This window comes from Flavihumibacter fluminis, from assembly GCF_021491375.1.
In the GTDB taxonomy this organism is placed as follows: Bacteria; Bacteroidota; Bacteroidia; order Chitinophagales; family Chitinophagaceae; genus Flavihumibacter; species Flavihumibacter fluminis.
This window is the reverse complement of the sequence record NZ_JAKEVY010000004.1, coordinates 456,346-481,366: the sequence shown is the minus strand read 5'-3', so window position 1 is coordinate 481,366 and position 25,021 is coordinate 456,346. Positions and strand designations below refer to the sequence as shown.

Annotated in this window: 24 protein-coding genes; all 24 read left to right on the top strand. The window is 37.2% G+C overall.

Annotated features, from left to right (window positions below):
* The first annotated feature begins 34 nt into the window (after nt 1–34).
* Complete coding sequence (gene asnB / locus L0U88_RS17320) at nt 35–1,888, top strand: asparagine synthase (glutamine-hydrolyzing) (protein ID WP_234867576.1); 1,854 nt, start codon at nt 35–37, stop codon at nt 1,886–1,888.
* Nucleotides 1,878–3,023, top strand: coding sequence for a glycosyltransferase (locus tag L0U88_RS17315; RefSeq protein WP_234867574.1), 1,146 nt, complete (start codon nt 1,878–1,880; stop codon nt 3,021–3,023). The genes asnB and L0U88_RS17315 overlap by 11 nt, the downstream gene beginning before the upstream one ends.
* Nucleotides 3,020–3,577, top strand: a complete 558-nt coding sequence (locus L0U88_RS17310) for a WcaF family extracellular polysaccharide biosynthesis acetyltransferase (protein WP_234867572.1) — start codon at nt 3,020–3,022, stop codon at nt 3,575–3,577. Before L0U88_RS17315 ends, L0U88_RS17310 begins: the two co-directional genes overlap by 4 nt.
* A gap of 5 nt (nt 3,578–3,582) precedes the next feature.
* Entirely contained in the window at nt 3,583–4,335 is a 753-nt protein-coding gene (locus L0U88_RS17305) for a glycosyltransferase family 2 protein (protein WP_234867570.1), read from the top strand.
* Between the two features lie 6 nt (nt 4,336–4,341).
* Complete coding sequence (gene gmd, locus L0U88_RS17300; protein WP_234867568.1) at nt 4,342–5,457, top strand: GDP-mannose 4,6-dehydratase; 1,116 nt, start codon at nt 4,342–4,344, stop codon at nt 5,455–5,457.
* 54 nt (nt 5,458–5,511) lie between these two features.
* Entirely contained in the window at nt 5,512–6,444 is a 933-nt protein-coding gene (gene fcl, locus L0U88_RS17295) for a GDP-L-fucose synthase (RefSeq protein WP_234867566.1), read from the top strand.
* A 66-nt stretch (nt 6,445–6,510) separates the two neighbouring features.
* Nucleotides 6,511–7,152, top strand: coding sequence for a response regulator transcription factor (locus L0U88_RS17290; protein ID WP_234867564.1), 642 nt, complete (start codon nt 6,511–6,513; stop codon nt 7,150–7,152).
* Nucleotides 7,153–7,379: 227 nt separating this feature from the next.
* Nucleotides 7,380–8,654, top strand: a complete 1,275-nt coding sequence (locus tag L0U88_RS17285) for a nucleotide sugar dehydrogenase (RefSeq protein ID WP_234867562.1) — start codon at nt 7,380–7,382, stop codon at nt 8,652–8,654.
* A 22-nt stretch (nt 8,655–8,676) separates the two neighbouring features.
* Entirely contained in the window at nt 8,677–9,636 is a 960-nt protein-coding gene (locus L0U88_RS17280) for an SDR family oxidoreductase (protein WP_234867560.1), read from the top strand.
* 3 nt (nt 9,637–9,639) lie between these two features.
* Nucleotides 9,640–10,428, top strand: coding sequence for a polysaccharide biosynthesis/export family protein (locus L0U88_RS17275; protein ID WP_234867558.1), 789 nt, complete (start codon nt 9,640–9,642; stop codon nt 10,426–10,428).
* Between the two features lie 6 nt (nt 10,429–10,434).
* The gene (locus tag L0U88_RS17270) at nt 10,435–12,810 is read left to right on the top strand and encodes a GumC family protein (RefSeq protein ID WP_234867556.1); all 2,376 of its coding nucleotides are present in this window, start codon (nt 10,435–10,437) and stop codon (nt 12,808–12,810) included.
* A gap of 9 nt (nt 12,811–12,819) precedes the next feature.
* The gene (locus tag L0U88_RS17265; protein ID WP_234867554.1) at nt 12,820–13,209 is read left to right on the top strand and encodes a sugar 3,4-ketoisomerase; all 390 of its coding nucleotides are present in this window, start codon (nt 12,820–12,822) and stop codon (nt 13,207–13,209) included.
* A 4-nt stretch (nt 13,210–13,213) separates the two neighbouring features.
* On the top strand, nt 13,214–13,633 hold the full coding sequence (locus tag L0U88_RS17260) for a sugar 3,4-ketoisomerase (RefSeq protein WP_234867552.1): 420 nt from the start codon (nt 13,214–13,216) through the stop codon (nt 13,631–13,633).
* Complete coding sequence (locus tag L0U88_RS17255) at nt 13,630–14,091, top strand: acyltransferase (RefSeq protein WP_234867550.1); 462 nt, start codon at nt 13,630–13,632, stop codon at nt 14,089–14,091. Before L0U88_RS17260 ends, L0U88_RS17255 begins: the two co-directional genes overlap by 4 nt.
* A gap of 26 nt (nt 14,092–14,117) precedes the next feature.
* Nucleotides 14,118–15,227, top strand: a complete 1,110-nt coding sequence (locus L0U88_RS17250) for a DegT/DnrJ/EryC1/StrS family aminotransferase (RefSeq protein WP_234867548.1) — start codon at nt 14,118–14,120, stop codon at nt 15,225–15,227.
* 8 nt (nt 15,228–15,235) lie between these two features.
* Nucleotides 15,236–16,708 carry an oligosaccharide flippase family protein gene (locus L0U88_RS17245; protein ID WP_234867546.1) on the top strand — a complete coding sequence of 491 codons (1,473 nt, stop codon included), beginning with the start codon at nt 15,236–15,238 and terminating at the stop codon, nt 16,706–16,708.
* Nucleotides 16,709–16,768: 60 nt separating this feature from the next.
* The gene (locus tag L0U88_RS17240; protein WP_234867544.1) at nt 16,769–17,674 is read left to right on the top strand and encodes a glycosyltransferase family 2 protein; all 906 of its coding nucleotides are present in this window, start codon (nt 16,769–16,771) and stop codon (nt 17,672–17,674) included.
* 9 nt (nt 17,675–17,683) lie between these two features.
* Nucleotides 17,684–18,787 (top strand): glycosyltransferase family protein, encoded by a 1,104-nt coding sequence (locus L0U88_RS17235; protein WP_234867542.1) that lies wholly within the window; start codon nt 17,684–17,686, stop codon nt 18,785–18,787.
* A 12-nt stretch (nt 18,788–18,799) separates the two neighbouring features.
* Nucleotides 18,800–20,035, top strand: a complete 1,236-nt coding sequence (locus tag L0U88_RS17230; protein WP_234867540.1) for an EpsG family protein — start codon at nt 18,800–18,802, stop codon at nt 20,033–20,035.
* Nucleotides 20,032–20,592: a serine O-acetyltransferase gene (locus L0U88_RS17225; RefSeq protein ID WP_234867538.1), complete on the top strand. Its 561-nt coding sequence runs from the start codon at nt 20,032–20,034 to the stop codon at nt 20,590–20,592. The genes L0U88_RS17230 and L0U88_RS17225 overlap by 4 nt, the downstream gene beginning before the upstream one ends.
* Nucleotides 20,589–21,740, top strand: coding sequence for a hypothetical protein (locus L0U88_RS17220; RefSeq protein ID WP_234867536.1), 1,152 nt, complete (start codon nt 20,589–20,591; stop codon nt 21,738–21,740). The genes L0U88_RS17225 and L0U88_RS17220 overlap by 4 nt, the downstream gene beginning before the upstream one ends.
* Nucleotides 21,741–21,791: 51 nt before the next feature.
* The gene (locus L0U88_RS21125; protein WP_234867534.1) at nt 21,792–22,868 is read left to right on the top strand and encodes a glycosyltransferase family 4 protein; all 1,077 of its coding nucleotides are present in this window, start codon (nt 21,792–21,794) and stop codon (nt 22,866–22,868) included.
* Nucleotides 22,865–23,995, top strand: a complete 1,131-nt coding sequence (locus L0U88_RS17210) for a glycosyltransferase family 4 protein (protein WP_234867532.1) — start codon at nt 22,865–22,867, stop codon at nt 23,993–23,995. The genes L0U88_RS21125 and L0U88_RS17210 overlap by 4 nt, the downstream gene beginning before the upstream one ends.
* The gene (locus L0U88_RS17205) at nt 23,988–25,019 is read left to right on the top strand and encodes a Gfo/Idh/MocA family protein (protein WP_234867530.1); all 1,032 of its coding nucleotides are present in this window, start codon (nt 23,988–23,990) and stop codon (nt 25,017–25,019) included. Before L0U88_RS17210 ends, L0U88_RS17205 begins: the two co-directional genes overlap by 8 nt.
* Nucleotides 25,020–25,021: the final 2 nt, after the last annotated feature.

Genomic DNA, 25,021 nt, shown 5'->3' with positions numbered 1-25,021 from the left:
AATTAAACCTAATTAGTATTCAAATTTCCAGTAAATGTGTGGCATAGCAGGCATTCTTTCTTTCACTGATTCGAATCCATTGGAGGAGCAAATCCACTCTATGACGGATGCTATCGCCCACCGGGGGCCGGATGCGGATGGGCATTTTGTAGAAGGCCGTATTGCCCTTGGACACCGCCGCCTGTCGATCATTGATCTGAGCCCATCCGGCAACCAGCCGTTTAGCAGTGCCAACAATCGCTACCAGCTTGTATTTAATGGTGAGCTCTATAATTTCCAGGAAGTAAAAGCGACGATAACAGATCATTCCTTCAAAAGTACCGGCGATACTGAAGTGCTGGTGGAAGCCTGGAGCCGCTGGGGATTAGCGGCCCTTCCCAAATTCAAAGGAATGTTTGCTTTCGCCATCTGGGACCGCCAGGAGGAAACACTCTGGTTGGTGCGTGACCGCCTCGGGGTGAAACCTCTCTATTTTGCTGAACAATCTAACTGCCTCCTTTTTGCTTCGGAAATTCGATCTATACTCGCAAGCGGATTGGTAAAAAAAGAATTGAATACCGATGCGCTGGCCGGTTATTTTCGCTACCAGTCAGTTCCCGGCCCAAATACGATTATTAAAGGCATCCAGGAATTAAAAGCCGGTTGCTGGATGAAAATCAAGGCAGGTAAAATTGAAACTGGCAGCTGGTGGGATATACAATCCCGAACTGCTTTTACCCCACCTGAATCAAGACAGCAGGCACAATCGGAAATCCTACGCCTTCTTCGCTCAGCAGTGGAACAGCGCTTGGTGAGTGATGTACCTGTTGGTGCTTTTTTATCTGGTGGCATTGATTCCAGTGCAGTGGTCGCGCTAATGGCAGAGGTGAGCAGTCGCCCTCCTGAAACCTTCAATATCAGCTTCAGTGAAAAAGGCTTTGATGAAAGCGGTTATGCAGAACTGGTAGCAAAAAAATTCAATTCCCGGCATCACACCATTTTACAAAAGCCGGAATATATGCTGGACAACCTGCTGCCGGCGCTTGCTGCTATGGATACACCCAGTGGCGATGGTATTAACAGTTATGTGGTTTCCAAAGCTATCCGGGAGGCTGGAATCACGGTAGCACTCTCTGGAATAGGGGGAGATGAATTGTTTGCAGGTTATCCGTTTTTCCGGCAGTTCAGACAGGTACAAAAATATAAAAGCGCCTGGGCATTGACGACTCCTGTTCGTACCTTGATGGCATCCCTGTTGGGCAGTGGGTCCAGCCGCAAAGACCGCCTGAAACAACTGCTGCAGGTTCCATCACCGCAAATTGAAAACCTTTATCCCATATTCAGGCAGATCATTACGCCCGCTGGCCATCATAAATTTATTCGCATCGGGTTACCTGCCGCAGATCCCGTTCAACGGGCGCTTCAAAACCTGGAACGGCTGCACGATTTTCCGGAATACTCACAGGTATCTATAGCCGAATACCTGGGCTATACGCAATATACCTTACTGAAAGATACGGATCAGATGAGCATGGCCGTTAGCCTGGAAGTGAGGGAACCATTTTTTGATCACGAATTGATTGAATATGTATTGCAGATTCCCGATCAGCTGAAAGAACCTGCATTTCCAAAGCAGTTGCTGGTAGAATCACTGGGGGAACGCCTGCCCCATGAGGTTGTTCATCGCCGTAAACAGGGATTTGTTTTTCCCTGGGAACAGTGGATGAAAACGGAGTTGCGCAGTTTCTGTGATGCGGAAATCCAGGAGTTGTCGAAACGCGATTTTATCAATGGGCCGGCACTTCAAGTGCAATGGCAACAGTTTCTGAAAGGAGACCCTTCGATCCGGTGGATCGAAGTTTGGTTATTTATTATTTTATCGCACTGGCTGAAAAAAAATGAACTCTGACAGGCCCGTTGTGCTTTTATTTACCGACTGGTATTACCCTGGTTATAAAGCCGGGGGGCCTATCCAGTCCTGTGTCAACCTGGTGCAGGCGATGTCATCTGCCTATCAGTTTTATGTGATCACATCTGACAGGGATTTGGACAGCGAAACAGCTTACGACCAGGTTCCATTGAATCAATGGACCAGTGGCATTTTTGGTGAACAGGTATTTTATGCATCGCCAGGTTTTATCAGCCGGAAATGGTTGAAACAACTCTTTGAACAATATCCTACCTGTAGGATTTATTTGAATAGCATGTTTTCTTTTCCTTTTACCCTTCTGCCATTGTTGGTTTCCCGTTCGTTCAGGAATCAAAAAATAATTCTTGCGCCACGGGGGATGTTACATCCAGGTGCATTAGGACTCAAATCAGGCAAAAAGAAAATCTTTCTGACCCTTTTTCGCTGGATGGGTTGGCAGAAGCGAATTATTTTTCAGGCAACAACAGAAGAGGAGGCTGGATACATAAAGCAACATTTCCCAGGTGCGGACATAAGGGTGGTAGGTAACATTCCGGCATTCAGAGAACAAAAGCCTGCTACGCTATCGAAATCACCGGGGGAATTAAAACTGATATTCCTGGGTAGGCTCCATCCCACCAAAAACCTGGATTATGTATTGGACCTGCTGAAGCAAAACCGGAAGAGACAAATTGAATTGCACCTGATTGGAGAACCGGGGCCATCCGGATATGTTGAAAAATGCAGGGAGATGATAAAGGAACTTCCTTCTAGTGTACAGGTCAGGGAATACGGGGCGCTACCTCAGCAGGAATCCTTTGAAAAAATGCTGGATGCCCATGCGTTGGTATTACCCAGCCGGGGTGAAAACTTCGGTCATGCTATCTTTGAAGCCCTGATCAGTGGGAAGCCGGTACTGATCAGTGATCGTACGCCGTGGAGAAAGCTGGAAAGCCAACAGGCGGGCTGGGATCTTCCATTGGAGTTGCCGGAGCAATTTGCTGCAGCTATCGGACGATTGCTGGAGATGGACCAGGAAACCTATAATCAGTGGTCGGAAGGTGCATACCGGCTCGCAAACAATTATTTTGAGAATGCAGCGTATAATACAAACTATCGCGAACTATTTAAATGAGCAGGACAGATCTTTCCCGGTATAATAATGACTGGTATCCGCCTACCATCGGTGCCCCCGCCTGGAAGCGCCTGCTTTGGTATTATACAAGTCTTGTTTTCTTTGAATCGGCCTGGCTACCGCTGAATAGCTTGAAAATTGTGCTGCTCCGGGCATTTGGTGCGCAGATTGGAAAAGGGGTTGTTATCAAGCCCCGGGTTCAGATCAAGTACCCCTGGCTGCTTAGCATTGGCGATTACAGCTGGATTGGTGAAGGCGCGTGGATTGATAACCTCTGCCGGGTGCAGATTGGTGCACATGCCTGTTTGTCGCAGGGAGCCTATCTGTTAACCGGCAATCATAATTATAAAAAGGCTTCCTTCGATCTGATGGTGGCACCCATTACTCTCGAAGACGGGGTTTGGATTGGAGCGAAGGCTGTTGTTTGTCCGGGTATTACCTGCTACAGTCACAGCGTTTTAAGCGTCGGTTCCATAGCCACCACCAACCTGGAAGCTTACACGATTTACCAGGGAAACCCTGCATTGCCTGTAAAAAAAAGAACGATCGAATAGTGAAGATGGAACCACTCGTAACGATTATTACAGCAACCTATAACAGCGCGGCTACCCTGGCCGACACCCTGGAAAGCGTTGCCAGTCAAACCTATCCGAGGATTGAACACCTCATTATTGATGGAGTATCTATAGATGATACAGCAGCTATTATAGCCCGATATCCCCATGTGGCCCGGTTTGTTTCCGAGCCGGATAAAGGCCTGTATGATGCTATGAATAAGGGTATAAAGCTGGCGTCAGGTGATATCATCGGTATTTTGAATTCAGATGATTTTTACGCGGATAACCGGGTTATTGAAAAAATCGTGGAGCTTTTCCAGAATCCCGATACCCTGGCAGTTTATGCTGATCTTCAATACGTTGATGCGGAGGATACCAGCAAGGTTATTCGATACTGGAAAGCCGGTACCTACGACCAGCAGGCCTTTTACTATGGCTGGATGCCTCCCCACCCAAGTTTTTTTGTTCGTAAACAATTGTATGAGCAATGCGGCGTTTTTAATACCAGTTTTCGGCATTCGGCTGATTATGAACTGATGTTGCGCTTCCTCCTGCGTTACAATGCTCCGGCTGCTTACCTGCCGCAAGTGGTGGTGAAAATGAGAATGGGTGGACAAAGCAATGCCAGTTTCAGAAATCGCTGGAAAGCCAACCGGGAAGACCGGAGAGCCTGGACTGTCAACGGTTTGACCCCGTATTTTTTTACCATACCTTTGAAACCGTTTAGAAAAATTGGACAATTCCTTATCAAATAAACTATAATGTCGAAAGTTGCTTTAGTTACCGGCATCACCGGACAGGACGGTGCCTACCTCGCGGAACTCTTATTAAGTAAAGGTTATATCGTGCATGGCATTAAGCGCCGTGCATCCCTCTTCAATACTGACCGGATAGATCACCTTTACCAGGATCCCCACGAAAAAAATGTGAAGTTGCACCTGCATTATGGTGATCTGACCGATAGTACCAACCTGATTCGAATCATCCAGGAGACTCAGCCGGATGAGATTTATAACCTGGCTGCGATGAGCCATGTGCATGTGAGTTTTGAAACGCCTGAATATACTGCCAATGCCGATGGTATTGGTACCCTGCGGATACTGGAAGCGGTTCGATTGTTGGGATTAACCAAAAAAACCAAGGTATACCAGGCATCCACTTCTGAATTATACGGGCTGGTGCAGGCAGTACCCCAAAGTGAAACGACGCCATTTTATCCCCGTTCGCCTTATGCAGTAGCAAAGATGTACGCCTACTGGATTACAGTGAACTACCGTGAAGCTTATGGCATGTTTGCGGTGAATGGGATCCTCTTTAACCATGAATCTCCGCTGAGAGGGGAAACTTTTGTGACGCGCAAGATCACCCGTGGTGTAGCAAAGATTGCCCTTGGAATGCAGGATAAGATTTACCTGGGTAACCTGAATGCGCGGCGCGACTGGGGTCATGCAAAGGATTATGTGGAAGCCATGTGGCGGATCCTGCAGCAGGATACTCCGGAGGATTATGTCATTGCAACTGGTGTAACTACTCCGGTTCGGGAATTTGTACGGATGGCATTTGCGGAAGTAGGCATTGAAATTGAGTTCAGCGGATCTGAAGCCGGTGAAGTAGCCAAAGTGGTAAGCTGTTCCAATCCTGAATTCCAGCTGGAAGCGGGTAAGGAAGTGGTAGCTGTGGATCCAAGATATTATCGTCCGACTGAAGTGGACCTGCTGATTGGTGACCCCACTAAGGCGCAGACCAAACTGGGATGGAAACCGAAATATGACCTGGCCGGACTGGTAAGTGAAATGGTAGCCGCGGATGTGGACAGCTTTAGAAAGGAGAAGCTGCTGAAGGAGAGTGGGTATTATGTGAAGAATCAGTATGAATAGGTGAGACGTCAGACGTGAGATGTGAGATGTGAGACGAAGAAAAATAATGAAAAAATGGAGTTAACAAGTAAGATTTATATAGCGGGGCATAGAGGGATGGTAGGATCGGCGATTCAGAGAAGACTGCAAGCCGCAGGCTTTACTAATTTTATAACCCGTACCTCGGCGCAGCTGGATTTAAGGAATCAGCAGGCAGTGGCAGATTTTTTCGCGGCAGAGAAACCGGATTATGTGTTTTTGGCAGCCGCAAAAGTGGGCGGTATTCATGCAAACAATACCTTTCGCGGAGAGTTTCTGTATGATAACCTGATGATCCAGAACAATGTGATCCATCAGAGTTATGTAAACGGCGTGAAGAAATTACTGTTCCTGGGCTCTTCCTGTATTTATCCTAAACTGGCGCCTCAGCCATTGAAGGAGGAATACCTGCTGACCGGGGAGCTGGAGCCTACGAATGAACCATATGCCATTGCCAAAATTGCGGGTATAAAATTATGTGATGCCTACCGCAGCCAGTATGGTTGCAATTTTATTTCGGTGATGCCTACCAATTTATATGGCCCGAATGACAACTATGATTTGAATAACAGCCACGTATTACCGGCACTGATCCGGAAGTTTCATGAGGCAAAGGTGGCGGACGCACCCTCGGTAACTATGTGGGGTACGGGAACACCCAGAAGGGAATTTCTGCATGCGGATGATCTGGCAGATGCCTGTTATTACCTGATGGAAAACTACAATGAACCCGGACTGGTAAATATTGGGGTGGGGGATGATATCCCTATCAAGGAGCTGGCCTTGTTAATTAAAAAAGTGGTGGGTTATGAAGGAGAAATCGAGCATGATTTGACCAAGCCTGATGGAACACCGCGTAAATTAATGGATGTCAGCAAGTTGCATGGGTTTGGATGGAAGCATAAAATCGAACTGGAAGAGGGGCTTCAAAAAGTTTATGCAGAATTCGTTGCAGATTACGGTAAATAACCAAAAAATAATGGTAGCCAGCCCAGTTCTTTAAAGATTGGCCCGATTCTCCCTTATTTTAGTGATATGAATAGGGACCTTATCCGAATTGGAATTATTGAAGACAATAATTACCTATTAGAAAATTACCGGGAATTTTTCTCGCATTACAATGATATTGAGTTGCTCTTCAGTTTTCAGAGCCTGGAGGAATGGGAGGTGAACGGGAAACAGGAAGATAATCCAGATGTGATTTTATTGGACCTGGTATTACCAGGTAAAGATGGTATGGAAGGAATAGGCCTGCTTCGGCGGGCCTTTCCATTGGTGAAAATCCTGGTAATATCCGGAGACGACCGACAGGAAGCAGTGGTTGAAAGCCTCAAACTGGGGGCAAATGGCTTCCTGGTAAAGCCTGGGCAGTTAGCGGAAGTTTACCGGGCGGTGGTAGATGTTTGCCGCGATGGAGCTTATTTATCCCCAAAAGCGGCATTGCGGGTAGTAACACATATTGGTAGAAGGGTGGAGGACCAACTGGCTAAACGACTGACCAAAAGAGAATTGGAGCTGGTTTTGTTATTACAAGAAGGATTAACATATAAAGAACTGGCAGAGAAGATGTTTGTCTCTGTTTATACCGTTAATCACCACCTGAAAAAAATCTATCAGAAACTAAACGTCGAAAGTAAGAGTCAATTAATAAGCAAAGTGTTGAATAAGAATTTTTAGATAGTATTTTTGTTCAATATTACTTGAATGAGTAGTAATTGAAGGGATATGTGGCAATACTTTTGCACGGTCGAAAAACGCATGCCGGAACCTGTTGATTATCACCAGATTTAAGGGGGAACTAGCATTGCTGGCTACCTTGGTAGCCAATTGAAAATCTATTGTTTATACTTTACCCTGGTTGCACCTGATGTGACTGAGGAGGCGAAGCTATACTTAAACCAACCATGAATACAGACAGAAAAATTGCGGTTATCGGCCTGGGTTATGTGGGCCTTCCGCTGGCTGTGGAGTTTGCCAAAAAATTCCCTACCGTAGGTTTCGACATTAACGAAAAAAGGGTGAACGAGTTAAATGAAGGCAAGGATTTTACCCTGGAAGTATCCGATGAGGATCTGGCTGCGGTAAAAGGGAAATTGCAAATTTCCTGCAACCTGGATGACCTCAAGGATTGTACCCGCTTTATTGTTACAGTACCTACGCCGGTGGATCGGTATAACCAGCCGGATCTGACTCCATTGAAAAAAGCCAGTGAAACTGTGGGGAAAGTATTGAAGAAGGGCGATATCGTTATTTATGAATCAACCGTTTACCCGGGAGTAACGGAGGACTATTGTGTTCCCGTTCTCGAGAAGGTAAGCGGTTTGTCATTTAATAAAGATTTTTTTGCGGGTTATTCTCCTGAGCGGATCAACCCCGGTGATAAAGAGCGTACACTGACTAAAATCCGTAAGATCACATCCGGTTCTACTCCGGAAGTGGCGGCCGAAGTAAATGATTTGTATTGCTCCATCATTACAGCAGGAACCTTCCAGGCGGCATCCATCAGGGTTGCGGAAGCTGCCAAGGTAATAGAGAATGCCCAGCGTGATATCAATATTGCCTTTGTAAATGAGCTGGCCAAGATTTTCAACCGGTTGAATATTGATACCCGTGCGGTACTGGAAGCGGCGGGTACCAAGTGGAATTTTCTGCCATTCCAACCCGGATTGGTAGGTGGCCATTGCATTGGGGTGGATCCTTATTATTTGGCGCAAAAGGCACAGGAAACGGGGTATCATCCGGAGATTATATTGGCGGGTCGCAGAATCAATGATGGGATGGGAGAGTATGTAGTATTACAGGTGATACGCCATTTAAACCGCAGGGGGTTACCGGTTGTAGGAGGAAAAGTGCTGATTTTGGGACTGACATTTAAAGAGAATTGTCCGGATATCCGGAATACCAAAGTGGTGGATATTGTTTATCATTTAAGGGATCAGGGAGTGGATGTTGACATTTACGATCCATGGGCAAGCAAGGAGGAAGTGGTGCATGAGTATGGATACGATATCTTTACGGATGCTGCCGAATTGGGTCAGGATTACGATGGTGTTATCCTTGCGGTAGCTCATAAGCAATTCCTGAACGGAACCGATTGGCGCTCGAAATTGAAGTCGAATGGTGTCTTGTACGATGTAAAAGCTGTGTTGCCACTTGGAGTAGCAGATGCGAGATTGTAATAAATAAGATTAAGAATAAAGAATGAAGTTATTAGTAACAGGAGGAGCCGGCTTTATCGGGAGTCATATAGTGGAAGGCCTGTTAAAGCGGAGAGATGTTACAGGTGTTCGGGTGTTGGATAATTTAAGTACGGGGTATTTAAAAAATATTGAAGCCTTTAAGGAGGATGATCGTTTCGAATTTATTGAAGGCGATATCAGGTCGGTAGCTGATTGTACGAAAGCTGCAACCGGAATGGACATGATAAGCCACCAGGCTGCATTAGGATCTGTACCGAGAAGTATCAAGGACCCAGCGACCACCCACGATGTAAATGTGAATGGTTTTTTGAATATCCTGGATGCTGCACGGGGGGGTGGTATAAAAAAGATGACATATGCTTCTTCATCATCGGTTTATGGGGATTTGCCTGATAGTCCAAAGGTGGAAACAAAAACAGGGCGTGTATTATCGCCGTATGCTGCAGGAAAAATGGCGAATGAATTATATGCAGAGGCTTATGCACGTCAATATGGAATTCAGTTAGTTGGATTTCGTTATTTCAATGTGTTCGGTCCGCGCCAGGATCCAAACGGGGCCTATGCTGCAGTAATTCCTTTATTTGTAAAAGCGGCGTTGGAAGGAAAAGCTCCAGTAATAAATGGAGATGGAAGTATTACAAGAGATTTCACTTATGTTGAAAACGTAGTCAATGCTAACCTGAATGCGTTATTCGAATTTGAACAGCCTGGCACGCATGAGGTTTTCAATATTGCCTGCGGACAAACAACGAGTTTGAATGAATTGTGGCGGTTGATTTGTAAGTTATGTGAGATTGAAATACAACCGATATATGGTCCTGTGCGCAATGGTGATATTTTACAAAGTCTTGCTGAGATAAGCAAAGCAAAAATGAAATTAAAGTATACTATTTTGAAAACCTTAGAACAAGGAATTGAGCAGACGATAAATTGGAGTCATGCTATTCAAGTTAAATCATGAAAAATGAATAGAATAGCTTTTTTACTAATAATTGTTTTCATCAGCTTAGTTGGCTGTACTTCTTCGCGAGATATTGTCTATCTGAATAACACGAAGGGTGATACTGCGAATTTGAGCAGTTTGCTAAATTCTAAGTTGGAATTTGAAACCCCAATTCAAAAAAATGATCAATTGTGGATAACCGTTGGTGGGCCAAATGCGGCTGATTTAATTGCATTGAATTCAGCTATGGGTATGGTAGGTGCTGGTGGCGGAGCAATGATGCAACAGGGCGGCGCTCAAATATTGGGTTATTTGGTAGAAGCAGATGGTACAATAAAAATGCCTTATGTTGGTAAAATTAAGGCAGTTGGTTTAACAAGAATTCAGTTAGAAGAATATTTGCAAAAAGCATTTTCTGATTATACAAAAGATCCGATTGTTAATGTTAGGTTCATGAATTATCGGGTTACTGTATTAGGAGAGGTTTCAAAACCTGGCACATATACAATACCTACAGAAAGAATGACGATTCTTGAAGCTATTGGAATGGCTGGAGATTTAACAATCTTTGGCAGGAGGAATGAGGTTTTGGTTTTAAGGGAAATTGAAGGCAAACGAGAGTTTGGCAGGGTTGATCTATTGTCTCGGGAAATCGTGAATTCACCATATTATTATTTAAGAACCAATGATGTGGTTTATGTAGAGCCAGCACCTGCAAGGTTTTTTGCCAGAGAGAGATTGCCTCAATTTTTGACGGTGGCAAGTGGAGCTTTATCTATTGTTGCCATAATTATTAGTCTTACAAAATAAAATAATTTGACAAAAGAGCACTTGGGACCGATAAATAGATCTCAAAATAAAGGTCTTTCACTTGATGTAATAATTAGGAGGTCAATTCCATATTGGCTATTGCTGATTCTTGCGGCAGCATTGAGTTATTTTGCATCTTACTTGTATTTGAGGTATACCCCTAAAGTATATAGAATACAGTCAAGGGTAATTGTTAATGATGATGATCAAGAAAAGAGTAATAGTAATTTACTTAGGTTTCAATTAGATGGATCAGGGTTATACAATGAAATAGAAAAGGAAGTTGAGATACTAAAATCTAGAGATTTAATTGGCCAGGTTGTAAAAAAAATATCACTCTGTGCGAATTTTTCCAAGTCTGGAAAAGTGCGCGTGTCTGATGTTTATGGAAGCCAATCTCCAATAAAGTTGGAAATTTTCGAACCTGAAAAAATTAAGGATACTTACTTAGGAAATGTCAATCTAACAACTCAAGGAGAAATTGAGTATTTAGGAAAAGTGTATCCGGTTGATAGTATAGTAATGAGTCCTTTTGGAAGAATCCGCTGGACTTTAACGGGGACAGTTTCTTCTGAATCAACTATTACATTAGAGGTATCTACAATAAATAAGAGCATATCAAAATTCAAATCAAAGCTATCTGTTAATCCAATAACATCACAATCCTCCATAGTAGACATAACTATGATGGAAACACAGCCTGAGCGTGCAATTGATATCTTAAATACGCTCCTAGAAGAATACAGCAAAAACTATGTTGGATTTAAAAGAAGAATTGGGCAAAATACCCTTGACTTTGTTGATGAGAGACTATCTCTTGTTGCCTCTGAATTGACAAATGTTGAAAAAGATCTGGAATCGTTTAAGCGTAAAGAAGGAGTTGTTGATTTATCAGCAGAAGGACAAATATTCTTAAACCAGGTAAGCGAATTAGATCAACAAGCAGCACAAATTGATGTCCAATTATTGGTATTAAAAGATTTAAGAAAGTATGTAACAAAGCGAAATGACGAGAAAGCCCCCGCGCCCGCTACTTTGGGATTATCTGATCCGGTTTTAATAGAATTGTTGAATCAGTTGTTTCAAGCTGAATTTGAATTAGAGAGCGCTAAGCAGATGACTGGGATAAAAAATCCCAAAATTGAAATTATTGAAAGTTCAATAGCAAAACTTAAGCCAAGTATATTAGAAAGCATTAATAATCTTGAGTCATCATTGCAAAAGACTCGTGCAGGAATCAGGTCAAGCGCTTTAAACAGAGAAATGGCGCTTAAAAGAATTCCGCAAAAAGAACGCATGCTGCTTGATATTAGCAGGCAACAATCTATAAAGAATACTATTTATACTTTTTTGTTACAAAAGAGAGAGGAGGCTGCTATTCAATATGCTTCAGTTGTTCCAAATAATAGGATAATTGATCAGCCAATAACCTTTGGCATTGAAAAACCAAAAGCATTATTAGCTCATTTGATAAGTTGGTCATTCTTTTTTGCAATTGTTCTAGCTTATGTTTACTTAATGGAGTTTGCAAATCCGCGCTATTTGTATAGAAAAGAAATTGAGGAAGATTTGCTAATGCCGGTTGTTGGAGAGTTGATTTTTATTCCAGATGCTGATCGCGAAGAAGGTATAGTAGTCAAAGAGAATAAACGGGATATCATAAATGAACAGTTTAGAGAATTAAGAACAAATATTTCATTTTTGAAAAAAGGCGATTCGAGTCAGACAATTTTATTTACTTCATCAAAGAGTGGAGAAGGCAAAAGTTTTGTTTCGGTTAATCTAGCTATCAGTTTAGCTCAAACTGGAAAAAGTGTTGTAATTGTTGAACTCGATTTAAGAAAACCAAAAGTGATTCAATATTTGGGTCTCAATAGAGAAAATGGAATCAGTAACTATTTATCAGGAAATATTGAGAAGGAGCAGATTGTTCGGGTAGTAAAGAAAATTCCTAATTTGTTCGTAATTGGTGCTGGTCCACTTCCTCCAAATCCTGCAGAACTGATTCTGAATGAAAGAATGGAGATTTTATTCAATTATCTGAAGAGCAATTTTGATTATGTATTAATTGATGCACCTCCCGTTGGAATGGTTACTGATGCCAGATTATTAGGACAATATGCTGATACTTGCCTGTATATAATACGATCAAACTATACTGAAAGAAGCTATGGTGATTTAATCAGTGGTTTGAATGAGAAGGGTGGTCTGCCAACTATTAATATCGTGTTTAATGGTATTCCATTAAAAAGGCTTGTAGGTTATGGATATGGATACGGTTATGGCTATGGTTATGGATACGGATATGGTTATCATTCAGATCAAAAGAAAATAACTTCCACTTTTTATACCAAAATGTTGCGCTTTTTTAAGCGATCTTAATTTATTATCGTGATAAGAATTATTGAATTACCTAAAATTGCTGATCCAAGAGGTAATCTTACATTTATACAGAATCCGGATCAATTACCTTTTCCAGTTAAAAGGGTTTTCTGGATGTATGATGTGCCCGGAGGTGAAATCAGAGGTGGACATGCGTACAAAACACAACATGAATTGATTATTGCTTTGAGTGGTAGTTTTGATGTAGTTATCACTGAAAAAAATAGTACTCAAAAAAAGTATCATTTAAACAGGTCTTATTTTGGTCTGTATTTGCCTCCTAATACATGGAGGCATATGGAAAACTTCTCCACTAATTCTATTTCTTTACACTTGTCGTCTTCATTTTATAATGCAGATGATTACATACGTCAATTTGATGAGTATAGAAAGATCTGAAATAATGGGTACATCAACTGTATTTGATTGTACAATTTTGGAGTTACCCAAGATTTCTATGGATTCCGGTTCAATAACTTCAATTAATAATAAAATCGATATACCATTTAATGTTGAGCGGGTTTATTATTTGTATGATGTCCCAGCGGGTGTTGAAAGAGGAGGGCATGCACATAGAAATTTATATCAATTAATTATTCCAATTGCAGGTTCATTTGATATAGTTCTTTCTGATTCAAAACACAGACGTACTTTTTCAATTAATCGTCCAAACTATGGATTATTGATTATACCTGGAATCTGGAGAGAACTTAATAATTTTTCTTCTGGATCTATTTGTATTGTATTAGCATCAGCTGCATACGATGAAAATGATTACATACGATCTTATGAAGAGTTTTTGAATATTAAGAGTAAAATATGAAAATTCATCCATTATCTGATGTCCAATCAACGCAAATAGGTGCAAACACAACAGTATGGCAATATGCTATTATTTTAAAAGAGGCGAGAATTGGTAAAAACTGTAATATTAACTGTCATACATTCATAGAAAATGATGTTATAATTGGCGACAATGTAACTATTAAAGCCGGGGTATATCTTTGGGATGGCATTAGAATTGATGATAATGTTTTTATAGGTCCAAATGTTTCTTTTACTAATGATAAATATCCCAGGTCTAAAGTATATCCATCAAGTTTTCAAAACACTATAATTGGAAGGTGCGCATCGATAGGAGCTGGAGCTATAATTTTAGGTGGAGTTACGATTGGAGAGTACGCCATGGTTGGTGCGGGAAGTTTGGTAACTAAAGATGTACCACCGTATGCTGTAGTTTACGGGTCGCCAGCTAAAGTTGTTAGATATATTAATCAGTAATAGTTATTACGCGGAAAAAGTTTTAAATGAAAATACCATTTCTTGATTTCACTTATATGCATTCAGGTTTAAGGGAGGAAATGATTGATGCATTTGCTGAAGTTTATGATAGTAATTGGTTTATTCTGGGTAAGAAGGTTGATGCATTTGAATCTGAATTTGCAAGATTTTGCGGTTCGCGATTTTGTGCTGGAGTAAGTAATGGATTGGATGCACTTAAGTTGGCTTTAATGGCATTAGGCATTAAGGAAGGTGACGAAGTAATCGTTCCATCCAACACCTATATTGCAACGCCATTAGCGGTTTCATTTGTAGGCGCAAAACCTGTTTTTGTAGAACCCAGCCTAAAGACTTATAATATAGATCCTGATTTAATATCAGATATAATAACCGAACGTACAAAAGCTATTATACCCGTCCATTTGTATGGGCAAGCTTGTGAAATGGAGCAAATCATGGATATTGCCCATAAATATAAATTGTTCATTATTGAAGATAATGCGCAGGCGCAAGGGGCAATGTTTAATGAATGTTTAACTGGTAATTGGGGTGATATTAATGCTACTAGCTTTTATCCAGGGAAAAATCTTGGTGCATTAGGCGACGCGGGGGCGATAACAACAAATAATTCAGAACATTATGAAAAAATTCTAGCATTACGTAATTATGGATCAAAAGCCAAGTATGTTCATGATTTTATAGGTTATAACATGAGGCTAGATGAAATTCAAGCTAGTTTTCTATCTGTAAAACTGAAAAAACTTAATGATTGGAATAAGCAACGAAGTGAAATAGCTCAACGCTATAATGAAATGCTTGACGGTGTAGGCGATGTAGTGCTTCCTAAATTAGCCAATAAGGCTACCCATGTTTATCATTTATATGTTATCAGAACAAAGTATCGTAACAAGTTACAAAAATATTTATCAGATCAGGGTGTTTGTACGCTAATACATTATCCAATTCCACCGCACTTGCAAAATGCATATTCCCATCTTAATTATTCAAAGGGTGCATTTCCTATTGCCGAAGAATTGGCAGATACATCTTTGAGTTTACCTATTTGGCCTGGTTTGAATTTAAAGCAAATAGAAACCATTTCCATGCATATTAAAGCTTTCTTTTCTGCCCAATAGCAACTTAAATGGATAACAATAGAACCGTTCAAGCTTTATGGGTAGGCCTCGGATCTTTAAGCACATTTGCATTGAGTTTTGTAAGTGCCGCTATTTTATCTCGATATTTTAATAAACACGATTATGGTACGTATAAACAAATATTATTTGTTTACAATTCGTTATTGATATTTTTTTCTGCTGGACTTCCTCGTGTATATAGTTACTTTTTACCTAAGTATTCTGTCGAGGAAGGTAAATCGATAGTCAATAAAATTGGAGTGGCCCTAGCAATTTCAGGTCTGCTGTTTGGTGTTGTTTTATTTTCATGTGCCGAAGTAATTGGTTATGCGCTACGCAATCCAGATATTTCAATTGGCTTAAAATATTTCTCTTTAGTGCCGGTTTTTATGTTTCCTACATTTGGCGTAGAGGGTATATTTGCAACCTATCAAAAAACAAAATACATAGCTGTTTATCAAACGCTAACGCGTTTCTTGATGCTTTTCTTTATTGTAGGGGCCGTTGTGTTTTTTGAAGGCACTTATTTAAACGCAATCTATGGTTGGGTTATTGTTTCAATTCTCTCTTTGATTATAGCGTTATATTTTAAATCAATACCTTTTAAGGGTGTAAAAAGTGTTTCTACTAATTTAACCTATAAAGACTTATACACGTATAGCCTTCCGATTGTACTAGCTAGTATTGCTGGAGTTGCTATTAAATCTGCTGATCAATTTTATATTAGTCGTTTTTTTGGTTCAGAAATATTTGCAGAATTTTCAAACGGATTTATTGAACTTCCTTTGGTAACTATGATTACCGGGGCTACATCCGCCGTTTTAATGCCACTATTTTCAAGAATCAAAAGTAAACAGGTTGATTATAATGAGATATGCGTTGTGTGGAAAAGTGCTTTGTATAAATCTGCTACTATAATTTATCCATTAGTGATTTTTTTCATGTGGTTTGCTCAAGATATTGTAGTCTTATTGTATTCAAATGTTTATAGCAATTCTTCACTTTATTTTCAGTTGGCACTAGTTATCAATTTTTTTAATCTGATTATTTTTGCTCCACTTTTATTTGCTTTTGGAGAAACCCAATACTACTTCAAGCTTCACTTAATAATTGCTTTATTAGCGTGGATAGGTGGTGCAATTGTGTTATTTATTTTTAATAGCCCAATTGCTATATCTATTTTTTCTGTTTGCCTTAGCATATTTAAAATAGTTTTGGGAATGATTAAATCTTCTGAATTGTTGGATACAAAAGTTTGGAATTTATTCCCTTTTCGAACTTTGATACCTATACTAATTCAAAGTATATGTGTCATTCTTCTTGTATCATTTACAAGGCAGATCTATTTTGGTGATCTGCATATTGTTATTCGTTTGCTGGTTTGTTTTATACTATATTCTGGATTAGTTTTAATTACTTCGCGCTTTTTTGGAATAGATTATTTGACAGTTATTTCCCCCATAATCAAGCGTTTGATTTAATTGATTATTAAACGAAACTGTTTAATCTACCTAATTGTCAAATAAAATATATTTAATTTAATGATGTTCGAGTATAGATTTACAGTATTTACACCTTGTTTTAATTCAGAAAAATTCTTACACAGAGTTTTTGAAAGCTTGCAAAATCAGACTTTTTTAAACTTTGAATGGCTTGTTATTAATGATGCTTCTACCGATGGTACAGATGATTTGATAAAAAGATACATTGACGAGGCAAAATTTCCTGTTCGGTATTTTAATTTGACGAAGAATCAAATGATCGCTGCTAATTATAATTTGGCCATCAAGGAGAGTAATGGTGAATTTTTGATTCCCTTTGGGCATGATGATAGAATTTTTCCAAATGCATTAGAAAGATTTGATGAAATATTGAGACAATACGATGGCCCGAACATTAGTGCGGTATATTGTTTGTGTGAAAATCAGCATGGTCGGCTTGTTTCTGACAAGTACCCTGAAGATTTTCAAATATCTGATTATTTTACAATGTTTTTTAGCTTAGGGAATGAGGCTGAAAAATTTCAGTGTTTCAAAACTTCAGTATTAAGGCAGTATCCTCCTTTGAGAGTGGATATAGGTAGTGGCATTCCTGCAGCATGGTTATGGGGTATGGTGGGTTGTGACTTTAAGGCAATTTTTGTAAACGAAATTTTGCGGGTTTATTATATTGAAGACAATAACCCCAATTCACTATCAAAGTCAAAAAGAACCAAAAACCCAGAGGCTATTTGGTACTATTATTTGTATTGGGTCAATAAATTTCAATACAAGATTAATAGTAATTATAAAAGAAGGCTTAGAGGCATTTTGGGTTATGCGTCTTATGGGTTGTATGCAAGAAAAAGTATTGCTCAGATGTTAGAACCAATTACAAGACTGGAAAATAAACTCATAATCCTTTTGTTAGTTCCACTTGCTTATATATTGAATTGGAAAAATTCATAAAATAGTATTTTGAAAATTTGTATAGTTTCCAGGTTTTTTTTTCCAGAAATTAGTCCAAGGGCATTTAGGACTACGGAGTTAGCAATAGAGCTTGCACAACAAGGGCACGATGTCCTTGTTGTGTTACCAGATTTAGGAGTCGACTTGTCTTTTTTTAGTAGAGAATATAATATCACTTTTAAATATTACGGTAAGCTGTCTTGGAAAGGATTTCAATTCGGAAATGGAGTAATAGGCTCCCTTTTGCAACGAATTCAATTTCGTATACTGAATAGTGCAATTGATTTCCCTCATACGGAGTTATTTTTTAAAGTAAAAGATTTTTTAAAAGATAAAAACGGATTCGATATTTTAATTTCTATTGCTAGGCCTCATCCAATTCATTGGGGTGTTGCAAGAGCGATAACTAAAAATCCTACTTTGTCAAAAACATGGATTGCTGATTGCGGCGATCCATTTACTGGTGCAACAGTTGATAAGTTCAAAAAATGGTTCTATTTACGATGGATTGAAAACTGGGCATTTAAAAAAGCTACATTCATTACAATTCCAATTCACTCATCAATTACTGCCTATAGCCATCGATTTCGTAATAAAATTCGAATAATACCACAAGGCTTTAGGATGGATGAAAATATTTCAACATTATTAAGGCCTGAGAAAGTTGTTCCTTCATTTGCTTATGCCGGATCTTTTATTCCTGGTTTAAGAGATCCAAGATTGTTTATGAATTTTTTGCTAAAACAAAATATTGATTTTCGATTTTATGTTTTTACAAATTCGAAAGAAATTTTAGCTGATTATATAACAAAGTCCAATGGTCGAATTAAGCTGATGAAAATATTGCCAAGAGATGAATTGTTGCAATTTCTTAAGGGTATGGATTTTTTGGTAAATTTTGATAATAATACAGCAGTTCATTCACCTAGTAAATTGATAGATTACGCTATTACACAACTCCCAATACTGAATATTACAAATAAATTGGAAGAAGAAATTATTGCTGAGTTTCTGCATGGTAATTATCATAACAGATATGTTGTAGAAAATTTGGATCAGTTTAATATAAAAAATGTTGCAAAGCAATTTTTGGAATTGCATACAAAAAATTGAACCTAGGTAACGATGTATTGGATTTCAAGTAAACGAGCACCAATCCTAGCATTTTTAATTTCACCTTTTTTGTTGTTATTATATGTATTTAACAACAAGGAAATGGTGTGGGCAAAAAATGCTGTTTGGTTGTTTGTAATATATTACGGGGCAACATTTGTTATCTCAAATCCTGGTATGGATGCCTATTATTATGCAAATCAATTGGAAAATATGCATAATAGTGGGTTGTCTTTTTCAGAATTAATTAAATATGATTATGGGCAAAGTTCTTCTACTTTTGATATTATTCAGCCAACCATTACTTATATAGTTTCCAGATTTACATCCAATTATTCAATACTATACGCTGTATTTGGTATAATATTTGGTTTTTTTTATTCCCGCAATATTTGGTTTGTATTAGATAAAATAGAGACATCAAAATCAAAAATATTTATATTACTAATTGCGCTTCTTGTTCTGATTATTCCTTTTTGGTCATTGAACGGTGTGAGAATGTGGACTGCTGCGCATATGTTTGTATATGGATTATTTAATTTCCTTTACTCCAAAAAGTGGAAATATGCTTTAATCATTTTTTTGACAATATTTATGCATTTTTCATTTGCATTTGTCGTTTTAATTTTTGGATTATATCTTCTTTTGGGTAATAGGGTGCATTTCTATTTTATTTTATTTTTGCTATCTATTCTTGTTTTTCAAATAGATTTGGATTTCTTTAATCAGTTTATAACTTCAAATCTTCCGGAAAAACTAAAAGTAAAAGCTGGTGCTTACACAAATGAAGATTACATAAAGGCACAGGCAATTAATACTTCAAAAACAAATTGGTATGTACAATACTATGCTCTTTTATTAAAGTGGAGCATATCTGCAATTCTAATTGGAATATATTTCAGATTTAGATCCTTTTTGGTAGAGGATAAGTTTTTAAAGTCTTTATTTAGTTTTACTCTTTTATTTTATTCCTTTTCAAATTTCACTGCATCACTTCCATCTTTTGAAAGATTTATTACCATAGCTAATTTAATATCAATTTCACTCATTTTATTAATATTGTCAAATAATATAAATGATAGATATATTCGTAGATTATTGTATGTTTTCCCTCCGATTATTATTATCTACTTATTAGTTACATTTCGAATTGGTCTTGATACAATTTCATTATTAACAATTTTTGGAAATCCAATAGTTACTTTGATTGCTGGGGATGATATTGCATTAATTAGTTTAATTAAATGAGTGAGTTATTTAAATCTGTTCAAGCCGATCTTTTTAGGATAAATGGCGAACATTTTAGTTTAGGTGCTCTTTATCGGGGATTAAAATCAAAGGGGTTTAGATTTTTGCTATGCTACAGATTTGCAAGTCTTTCCAATAATTTTGTGATTAAATTAGTTTCGCGAATACTTATTAGGCACTATACATTTAAGTTTGGTTTTCAAATTCCTTTGCAAACTAAAATTGGTAAAGGTTTTTTTATTGGACATTTTGGAACAATTGTTATAAGTGCGAACGCCACAATAGGAAATAATTGCAACATTGCCCACAATGTTACAATTGGTAGTGCAAGAGGTAAAAGATCTGGTGCGCCAATTATTGGCAATACTGTATGGATAGGTACAGGTGCTGTATTGGTAGGTAAAATTACTATTGGCGATAATGTATTAATTGCACCAAATGCTTTTGTGAATTTTGACGTACCTGCACATTCAATAGTTTTGGGTAATCCTGGAAAAATTATTCCTCGAAATGATCCTACTGAATTCTATATAAATAATATTATGAATTTCTCATGATTTTGCAGTATTTTTTTCAGAAATATCAGGATTATTTTAGTTGGAAAACTAAATGTAAAATTGTGGTGTTTGAATCTGATGATTGGGGGACAATAAGGATGCCTAGTACAGAGGCAATTAAAGTTTTGGGTCAAAAAAATAAAAAGCTTTATAATGATCCATATTCTCTATATGATTCTTTAGAGAATAGCTTAGACTTAGAATCTTTGTTTGATGTATTACAAAAGCATAAAACTAAGAATAATCAAAGACCTATTTTTACTTTTAATACAATTGTTGCTAATCCCGATTTCGAAATGATAAGAAATTCTAATTTTAATTCTTATCATTTTGAGAGATTTACTGACACTATTTCCCGACTAAACAGTAATGATAATGTATTGAGGTTATGGAAAGAAGGGGTTGATCAAAACTTTATTTTTCCTCAGTTTCACGGTCGAGAACATGTTAATGTATTAAGGTGGTTATCTGAATTGAGGAATGGGAATAAAAATCTACTTGAAGCATTTGATTGGTCGTGTTTTTCAGTGCCTTATTTTTCTGAAAAAAATTTTAGAAAAAATTTAATGGCCTCTTTAGATCATAATGGCATTGAAAGTGATTATTATTTTCAAGAGAGGTTTATTAACGAGGGCCAAGCTTTATTTAAATCAATATTTGGTTTTAATTCAAAATCTTTTATCGCACCTGCTTATATATGGGATTCTTTGTTGCATCAAACAATGTATAATGCAGATATTCGATACCTGCAAGGAATAGCATTTCAGTACATTCCTTCACGCGGCTCTAATTTTAAACGTGTCCTTCATTATAATGGTCAATCATTAAGTAAAGGACTTAAAGCATTAGTAAGAAATGTTTTTTTTGAGCCTTCATTGCATAAGAATTTAGATGTTGTTGGAACTTGTTTAAAAAGGATTAATAAATTATTTAATCATAATAGACCTGTAATTATTGGATCCCATCGTCTTAACTACATAGGGAGTTTAAATGAAAAAAACAGAATAAATAACTTAAATAAGTTAGATGAATTACTTGGGGAAATATTAAAAAGATGGCCAGACGTATTGTTTTTATCTTCTGATCAGCTTGGTGATTTGATTTCAAATAAGAATATCGATTCAGAATATTTTAGAAATGCAATTTGAAAGTTGGTTCAAAATAATGTTAATTTCTAATAAGAATAATTATTGAAATACGTGAAGTATTTATTTGTTACAGGATCTCTTAACCAGGGTGGTGCAGAATATCAGATTATTGCTTTAGCAAAACTATTAAAGGACAATTATTGTGATGTATTAATTGTATCATTGACTGATCACTCATTCTTCAAACAATTTTTAATTGAAAATGATTTAAAATTTATTCAGTTTTCCAATGAAGATTCAAAATTAATTAGGTTTAAAAAATTAATAAAGGTCATAAAAAAATATCGTCCTCATTATATAGTAAGTTATCTAAAAATACCAAGTCAATTCACCTTATTTGCTAAGCTAGTTTCAAATCACAGATGTAAATTTATATCGGGTGATAGAACTTCTGCTGAACTTGGAATCCATGATTTAGTATATTTTAATTTAATGAGATTTTCTGATCATGTTACAGTCAACTCTTTAAGAAAGCTGGATTATATTAATAGGCGTTTCTCTTTTTTGAAAGATAAAGTTTCATTTTTTCCAAATATTATTGATACAATTAAATTTTCACCTTCTAATTCAATAGATAATAAACTGGAGTTAAACGTATGCTATGTAGGTAGGATTTCTCCTGAAAAAAATTTGGAAAGTTTAATTTATGCTGTTAACTCTTCATTATTGAAGGGTTATAAATTTAAATTCACTATCTATGGGGATCAAAGAAATTTAAGCTATTATCAAAAATTATTATCACTCGTAAACGATTTGGAATTAAATCAAGCTATTTTATTTAAAGGAAAATCAAATAATGTATTGTCTATTTATCATGAAGCTGATTTAATTTGCTTAGTTTCTTTTTATGAAGGATTTTCCAATGTTATTTCTGAAGCTATGGCTTGTGGTGTACCTATACTTGCCAGTGACTTAATTGAAAATGAATATTTAATTACGCATGGAGAAAATGGCTTTTTAGCTAATCCAAATTCTATTGAATCGATAAGTGATTGTTTAGACAAGTTTTTTAGCCTTTCACCAAATGAAAGAGCAAAAATCGGCATTAAAAATAGGGCAAAAGCAATTGAAATTTTCGATTCAAAATCCATCTTCAAAGATTATATGAAGCTTTTTAAATCATTATGAAAATTGCACGAGTTTTTCCAACATTTCAAACAGATTTTAAATACACAGAACATTACCTTGCTAAAGAGTTAAAGAAAGAGGGGCATCAAACAATTTTTGTAACTTCTGATAGATACCTGAGCTCCTGGAAGAAGTATTTAAAATCTGTTAATCCTGCCGGGGTGTACTCTTATGAAGATTATATTGTTTATAGGCTTAAGTCTTTTTTTCCGGGGGAAAAAGCAATATTTAAAGAGATATCGAAGTGTTATAATTTAATTTTCAAGAATAGTGTTGATGTAATTCACATATTAGGAATTGGGACCTTTACAACTGCCCTGGTACTTTTTCTATCAAAATTCAAACATGGAAGTAATGCAAGAATTTTAATTAGTGATCACACTGATGTAAGAACGCATACTAGGGAAGGATTGTTTGCTAATATCTATTATAAAGTGCTTCGTCTTCTATTTAATTTATTAGGAGGTAAGGTTTATAAAATTATCACATTTAGTAATGGTAGCGTTGAGGTATTATCAAAGAGATTTGGTATTCCTAAGAATAGATTTTCAGTAATTCCATTAGGTTATGATCAGGACAAATTTTATTTGAAGCGTAACAATTCAAAATCTAATAAATTTACTATTGGTTTTGCTGGTAAAATAGACCCTAAAAAACGAATTGACTTTCTTTTGAATTGTGTCAATGAACTTCCATTTGCACACGATGTTCATATAATTATAGCAGGTATAACAAGTGACTCTTATTCTCAAAAAATCAGATCAATCAGTAAAAAATCAATATTTAGCTCTGAGTTAGTTCCTTTTTTTGAAACGGAACAGTTAGCTGATTTTTACAATAGTATTGACTTGGCGGTTTATCCTGGCGGTATAAGCATTACAACTATTGAAGCGAGTGCATGCGGCACTCCTGTGATTATATTTAAATCCATTGAGGGACTCGAGGAGAGAGTAAGTTTCGGTCGGGGCTTATTATTTGAATCTGAAGATGAATTAAAAAATGCTATTTCACATTATTATCAATTATGGAAAAATAGTGAGATTGACAATAAGAGAATTTCGGAAATAACAAAGGAATTTTATTCTTGGAGTAACATTAAAAATAAATATTTGGAATTTTATGGATAACGGTTTAAATAAAAAAGTAAGATTTGGAATCATTGGATGTGGACGAATTGCACAAAGACATGCAAAGCATATTCGTAAGGTTGGTGAATTAGTTGCTGTATGTGATATAATTCCAGAGAAAGCTATTTCTTTAGCCAAGGACCCTGCTTCCGTTGCGTATTTTGATATAGAAGACTTCTTAGTAAAAAATGCCGGAGAAATTGACGTTGTTTCAATCTGTTCTCCAAATGGTTTGCATGCAAGCCATGCAATTATGGCTCTGAATGCAGGTTTTAATGTTCTTGTGGAAAAACCAATGGCAATAAAGGTTAGTGATTGTGGTGAAATGATAAAGGCGGCTGAAAGAGCTAATAAAAGGTTATTTGCCATTAAACAAAATCGATTCAACCCTCCAGTGGCCGCTGTAAAAAAGGCAATTGATGATGGTGTGTTTGGAAAGATTTATAGTGTACAATTGAGTTGTTTTTGGAATAGAAATGCGGATTATTATGAAAATTCATGGAAAGGTTCATTAGATCTTGATGGTGGAACTCTTTATACTCAATTCAGTCATTTTATAGATTTATTATATTGGATTGTTGGAGATGTGAGAAGAGCATTTGCATTAACAAATAACTTTGCACATATTGATATCATAGATTTTGAAGATACAGGGGTTGTTGCACTTGAATTCTATAACGGCGCCTTGGGTACTATTAATTATACTGTAAATAGTTATGGCAAAAATATGGAAGGTTCATTAACGATTTTTGCTGAGAATGGAACCGTCAAGATAGGGGGCCAATATTTAAATGAACTGGAGTATCAATCTATCAAGGATTTTGAATTCACAAATTTGCCTAAGGGAAATACTGCAAATAATTATGGTACTTATATGGGATCTATGAGCAATCATGATAAGGTGTATGAAAATCTTGTTGAAGTTTTACTTGAGGGAAAAGCAATCTCTACCAGCTCTTTTGAAGCTTTGAAAACAGTTGAAATAATTGATAAAATATATCAATCTGCATTAAATAATAATTAATC